The 2,643-nt window shown below is 63.6% G+C and carries 2 protein-coding genes; both read left to right on the top strand.

Going from position 1 to position 2,643, the window contains the following annotated elements:
- Nucleotides 1-68 precede the first annotated feature (68 nt).
- Nucleotides 69-1,466: an FtsW/RodA/SpoVE family cell cycle protein gene (locus DBR22_RS19035; RefSeq protein ID WP_108600286.1), complete on the top strand. Its 1,398-nt coding sequence runs from the start codon at nt 69-71 to the stop codon at nt 1,464-1,466.
- The coding region (locus DBR22_RS19030) for a penicillin-binding transpeptidase domain-containing protein (RefSeq protein ID WP_108600285.1) at nt 1,463-2,643 on the top strand (1,181 nt) is incomplete at its 3' end. The genes DBR22_RS19035 and DBR22_RS19030, both read left to right, overlap by 4 nt.

The raw sequence follows: 2,643 nt of genomic DNA, 5'->3' as shown, positions 1-2,643 counted from the left end.
GACTCATCCGCGGCAGCAGCGGCCCCCTCGCCAACGCCCAGCCCCACCGTCAGTTGCGAGGGAGGACAATGAGCCAGCTCAGCACCATCCCTAAACCCCGGCGCAACGTTGAACTCGTACTGCTGGTGATTGCCCTGGCCATCGGAATCGGCGCCAACATGATGGTGGGCGTGGACCAGGAGAAGGCGTTCGACTCGGATTTCTGGTTCCAGTCCAGCCTCCTCGCGGTTGCGGCCCTGGTCTTCCACGTGGTGCTGAGGCTCCGGGCCAAATATGCCGATCCGGTAATACTTCCGCTCGTGGTGGCCCTGAACGGGCTCGGCCTGGCCATGATCCACCGCCTGGACGCCCCGGGAGAGGACACCGGCAACAACCAACTCCGGTGGACCCTTATCGCCATGGCCGTCGCCATCGGCGTGATCTGGTTCCTCAAGGACCACCGCGTCCTTCGCCGCTTCACGTACATTTCGCTGGCCGTGAGCGCATTCCTCCTGATCCTCCCCCTCGTGCCCGGAATCTCTGCCGGTGAGATCCTCGGCGCCCGCGTCTGGATCAGGGTTGGTCCCATGACATTCCAGCCCGGCGAGATCGCCAAGATCACGCTGGCTATATTCTTTGCAGGGTATTTGTCCTCCAACCGGGACCTGATCCTGCTGGCAGGCCGCAAGATCGGGCCATTGCAGTTCCCCCGGTTCAAGGACATGGGACCCATGATCACCGCCTGGCTGGTCAGCATCGGCGTCCTGATCTTCCAGCGAGACCTCGGCTCCTCCGTACTCTTCTTCGGCCTGTTCATCGTCATGATCTACGTTGCCACCAGCCGCATCAGCTGGGTGGTGATCGGTGTGGCACTGATCCTCGGCGGTGGCTTCGTCGCATCACGGGTTTTCTCGCACGTCGGCCTGCGCATTGATGGCTGGCTGAACGCCTTCACCGAAGAGGTTTACGGGCGCTCCCCGGGCGGCAGCGGCCAGATCGTTCAAGGGCTGTTCGGCATGGCCAACGGCGGGCTGGTGGGAACCGGCCTCGGCCAGGGGCGGCCCAACCTGGTCCCGTTCGCCAACAGCGACATGATCATTGCCTCCCTCGGCGAGGAACTTGGCCTGATCGGCCTCTTCGCCGTCGTCATGATGTACCTGCTGCTGTTCACCCGTGGGTTCAGGGCTGCCCTGGGCACCCGCGACGCTTTCGGCAAGCTGCTTGCGTGCGGACTGTCCTTCGCAGTTGCACTGCAGTGTTTTGTGGTCATCGGCGGTGTCACCAGGCTGATTCCGCTGACCGGCCTCACCACACCTTTCCTGGCGGCGGGTGGCTCCTCCCTGCTGGCCAACTGGATCATCGTGGGCTTGCTGCTGATGATTTCGCATACTGCCCGTGGCCCCGTGGACACTACTCCGTTGCCTGCGGGCGATGGAGCAGAAGCAAAGGTAATGGAAGCACCAACCGAGGCGGTGAAACCCCTGTGAACCAGGCAATCAGGAACTCATGGGTAGCCGCGATCGCCATGTTTGCTCTCATTTTTGGGGCCCTCAGCTATGTCCAGGTGGTGGGCGCTGACGAACTCAAAGCCAACGCCTGGAACAACCGGGCCATCCTCCAGGACTACTGCAACGACCGCGGCGCCATCATTGTCGGCGGCGCAGCTGTGGCGGAATCGGTGGAAGGCTCCGAGCAGTGCAAGTTCCAGCGGACCTACCCGCAGCCGGAACTCTACGCGGGCCTCACCGGCTACTTCTCGCAGAACTACGGTGCCACCGGGCTGGAACAGGCCATGCGGGAGCAACTGGCCGGAAGCTCGGACCAGCAGTTCCTGGACCGGATCGGCCAGCTCTTCCTGGGCAACCAGCCCAAGGGCGCGTCCGTGGAGCTGACCGTAGATCCTGAGATCCAGAAGCTCGCCTACGATCTCATCCCGGACGGTCAGCGCGGATCCATTGTGGTCACCAACCCCAAGACCGGTGCCATCCTGGCCATGGCCTCCAAGCCGTCCTACGATCCCAACCTCATCGCCACCCAGGATCCCGACGCCGAGAGCGCCAACATCAACGAGCTGGTCAAGGTCCCGGGGATCAACCTGAACCAGAACGTCAGCGGCCCCACGGGAGAGCTGCTTGCACCGGGCTCGGTCTTCAAACTCGTGGATGCTGCGGCAGCGCTCAGCTCCGGGAAGTACAACAAGGACAGCGAGCTGCCGAATCCGGCCAACATGCCTTTTCCGGGAATCCAGTACACGCTGCCCAACTACGCCGGCGGAAGCTGCTACACCCAGGACACCGCCAGCTTCGCCTTCGCCCTGCAGCAGTCCTGCAATACGCCGTTCGCCAGCATTGCCCTCGACCTCGGCCGTGACGCCATAGCCGAGCAGGCGGCGAAGTTCGGCTTCGGGGAGGATCTGGGCGACCAGCTGAAGCTCCAGTACGCCAAGGGAGACGGCTTCCCTGATGATCTTGACGGTCCGGGCCTGGCACAGTCAGCGATCGGCCAGAAGGATGTGCGGGCCACTCCGCTGCAGGTGGCGCTGATGACAGCGGCCATCGCCAACGGCGGAGTACAGATGAGCCCCAGCCTGGTCAAAACCGTGCGCTCCCCGGACCTCCGGGTTATTGACGAGCCCAAGCCCGAAGCGCTCCGGACGTCCACCAC

This window comes from Arthrobacter sp. HMWF013, from assembly GCF_003061105.1.
GTDB lineage: Bacteria > Actinomycetota > Actinomycetes > Actinomycetales > Micrococcaceae > Arthrobacter.
The sequence above is the reverse complement of the archived record's forward strand: the minus strand, read 5'-3'. Positions and strand labels throughout refer to the sequence as shown.

Bases quoted from the DNA above. Each gene is read 5' to 3' on its own strand.
- DBR22_RS19035 (WP_108600286.1), top strand. From the start codon at position 69: ATGAGCCAGCTCAGCACCATCCCTAAACCCCGGCGCAACGTTGAACTC.